General features: G+C 38.4%; 4 protein-coding genes and 1 pseudogene. 4 read left to right on the forward strand and 1 reads right to left on the reverse strand.

What is annotated here, in order from left to right; genetic code table 11:
- Positions 1-363, reverse strand: a pseudogene (locus RYO55_RS09625) (LL-diaminopimelate aminotransferase); the annotation flags it as partial.
- 487 nt (positions 364-850) lie between these two features.
- Between RYO55_RS09625 and RYO55_RS09630 the strand changes: the two are divergent.
- The 4 genes from RYO55_RS09630 to rpsR all read left to right on the forward strand — a co-directional run.
- Positions 851-2035 carry a multidrug effflux MFS transporter gene (locus tag RYO55_RS09630; RefSeq protein WP_314985302.1) on the forward strand — a complete coding sequence of 395 codons (1185 nt, stop codon included), beginning with the start codon at positions 851-853 and terminating at the stop codon, positions 2033-2035.
- Between the two features lie 141 nt (positions 2036-2176).
- Entirely contained in the window at positions 2177-2461 is a 285-nt protein-coding gene (gene rpsF / locus RYO55_RS09635) for a 30S ribosomal protein S6 (protein ID WP_004693799.1), read from the forward strand.
- A 19-nt stretch (positions 2462-2480) separates the two neighbouring features.
- Entirely contained in the window at positions 2481-2879 is a 399-nt protein-coding gene (locus tag RYO55_RS09640; protein WP_004693797.1) for a single-stranded DNA-binding protein, read from the forward strand.
- Between the two features lie 39 nt (positions 2880-2918).
- Positions 2919-3121, forward strand: a 203-nt coding sequence (rpsR, locus tag RYO55_RS09645) for a 30S ribosomal protein S18 (RefSeq protein WP_314985303.1), incomplete at its 3' end; no start/stop codon positions are given.

A 3121-nucleotide genomic window follows, 5' to 3' on the forward strand; every position in this document is an offset into this window, starting at 1 on the left:
TTCGCTGAATAACTCTTGGATATTACCAACGTCAGATTTTGCACCATCGGAAACGAATACTTCGTCAATAGCGATATCTACGCCCAATGGTTTGTAATCGCCATCAATAATAGCTTGACGTAAGAAGTCATAACCTTGTTCGGGGCCATAACCTCGGAATGTTTCTGCTTTTCCCATTTCTTGAACAGCTTTACTCATAGCATCGATAATTGCTGGAGCAAGAGGTAATGTAACATCGCCGATACCAAGACGAATAATATCTGCATCTGGATGAGCAGTTTGGTACTCATTTACCTTTTTAGCAATATTAGCGAATAAATAAGAACCTTGTAGGTTTAAGTAGTTTTCATTGATATTAGCCATGATGACTCCTTTTTATAATCAGATTTCTCTATATATAGTAAATTATATAGAATAATGACGCAAGGATTTTCTATAGAATTTCTGATTTATATAAATATTGTTTAAGTCTATGACTATAAAAGGTCGTATTATGAGGACTTTATTAGTCATACCATTTGTTTTATAATTTCTTTTAGAAATTATATTTATGTTGTATAATAAATAAAAAGAGAGCCATCGACGTGTGGTAGCGTTAGGCTCATCTTATAAACATTTTTTAGGATTGCCTAGCGTGCGAGTATTTTGTATACTCTGTTGCGTTAGGCTTTTGTCTTTATACTATTTGAATAGTGCAAAGAGTGATATTACTATAGACCAATTTTTGCGTAGTATTTTACTACGCTTTTTTATTGAAAAAATCAAAACTTTATATAGCATTAATTTTATTTCTGATATAATCTAAATGAATACATATTATAGTGCGGTTTTATATGAAAGTGGTGTCTTTATGCTGACGATTAGCAATAAGGGATGGCTTTTTACGTCTATATTAAGTGCTTTGATGGCGTTTACATCGTTGTCGACGGATATTTATTTGCCGGCTATGCCTGAGATGGGGCGTGACCTCAATGGTGATGCGGAGCTTACGTTGACGGGTTTCTTAATTGGGTTTGCGCTAGCTCAGCTTTTTTGGGGCGCCGTTAGCGATAAAATTGGTCGTAAGAAGCCACTGATTATAGGGGTGGCTTTATTTATCATTGGTTCTGTAGGTTGTGCCTTGAGTTCCTCTATGATGGAGTTATTGGCTTGGCGTGTGTTTCAGGCATTTGGTGCTTGCGTAGGACCGATGCTATCGCGGGCTATGATTCGGGATTTATATGGTCGGACTGAAGCGGCTAAAATGTTATCTACCTTAGCTATTGTTATGGCCATAGCGCCTATTGCAGGGCCGATGTTGGCAGGCCATCTACTTGTATGGTATACATGGCATTCTATATTCTGGTTGCTTGTTGGTATAGGGCTTTTAATGCTCGTTGCCGTATTAGTGCTTCCGGAAACACATCCTGTAGAGAAGCGGAGTAAAAAGTCTATAGGTCATACTTATAATAATTATTGGATTTTGTTACGCAACAAAGGTTTTATGAAATATACACTATGTGTTAGCTCATTTTATATTGCTATTTATTCGTTTTTAACGGGATCACCTTATGTATATATAGATGTGTATGAAGTGCCCAAAGAATATTTTGGTTATCTCTTTTCTGTCAATATTATTGGTGTTATGTTGTTAAGTGCTATTAATCGTCGTATTGTAAGTGCTATACGCCTCGATAGACTATTGAAATTTGCCACACTATTTGCTGCTATTTGTGTATCCATTGTTATGGGTTTGATGTTCTTAGGTTACCATTCACTGTGGTTAATCGTTATTGGCTGTTTTTTATTCTTTTCCATGAACGGCATTATTGCAGCAGTAACAAATGCATTAGCTTTAGATAGAGCAGGTAGAATGGCCGGGTCCGGGGCAGCACTATTAGGTGCCATGCAATATGGTAGTGGTATTGTGTCATCGTTGATACTTACCTTCTTGCCAAATGATACGGCCTATCCTATGATGGGTGTAATAGCAATATTTGTAATTATCTGCGCTATTATTGCTTTTCCTGAGGATGAAAAATATAATCGTATATAATATTTGTGAAAGCAAGGCCTTAAACTGAACCCTTGCTTTCATCATTTTTTTAGGTTATAATAGTAAGGCTTATTGATGGTAAGCACTTCCTACCCCTATGTGTCGATAGGGGCATTAGTCCGAAAGAGGAGGTGATTTTGTATGAACAAATACGAAGTCATGTTTATTGTGAAACCAGCTGAAGAGGAAGCAACTAACGCTGTTATTGAAAAAGTAGAAGCTTTAATTGCTCGTGTAGGCGGCACAGTAGAAAAGGTAGATCGTTGGGGCAAGCGTCGTCTTGCTTACGCGGTGAAGAAATTCACTGACGGTTTCTATGTATTGATTAATTTTGAGGCAGCCCCTGCTGAAATCAAAGAAATCGATCGTGTATTGAAAATCAACGATGAAGTCCTAAGACATCTAATTGTTAAACACGAAGCATAATTAAAGCCTGGAGGAAAACATGAACTCTGTACAAATTCTAGGTAATTTAGCTCGTGATCCTGAAGTACGCTATACCAAAACTGGTCGTGCGGTAGCAACTTTTACAGTGGCTGCTACAAATACCTATATTGATTCCACAACAAATGAGACGAAAGAACAAACTGCTTTCATCAACTGTGTTGCGTGGGGGAAACTTGGTGAAGCGGCAGGCAATCTTCGCAAAGGCAGTCGTTGCTTTGTAGAAGGTCGTTTGCAAACTCGTTCTTACGAGACTCAGGACGGTCAAAAACGGTACGTTACTGAAGTGGTAGCGAACTTTGTGGGCCAATCCCTTGATATGAACACTAATTCTTTCGAAGGTGGGTCCAATTTTGATAGTTTCAGTACAGGCGGCGATGACGAAAACATCCCGTTCTAGTGTCAGGGACTCCTACTAATTCGAAAAGGAGGATTCGCAATGAGAAGAGATAGAAGCAGAAAGCCAAGAAGAAAAGTATGCGTTTTCTGTGCAGACCATATCGATCAAATCGACTATAAAGACGTTGCTAAACTTCGTCGTTTTACGACTGAACGCGGCAAAATCTTACCTCGTCGTATTTCCGGTACTTGCGCAAAACATCAACGCAAATTGACTACATCTATCAAACGTGCACGTGCAAT

The organism is uncultured Veillonella sp. (genome assembly GCF_963551295.1).
Lineage (GTDB): Bacteria > Bacillota > Negativicutes > Veillonellales > Veillonellaceae > Veillonella.

What these genes read in the sequence shown, in the direction of transcription:
- RYO55_RS09630 (WP_314985302.1), top strand. Translation starts at nt 851, where the DNA reads ATGCTGACGATTAGCAATAAGGGATGGCTTTTTACGTCTATATTAAGT.
- rpsF (WP_004693799.1), top strand. Translation starts at nt 2,177, where the DNA reads ATGAACAAATACGAAGTCATGTTTATTGTGAAACCAGCTGAAGAGGAA.
- RYO55_RS09640 (WP_004693797.1), top strand. Translation starts at nt 2,481, where the DNA reads ATGAACTCTGTACAAATTCTAGGTAATTTAGCTCGTGATCCTGAAGTA.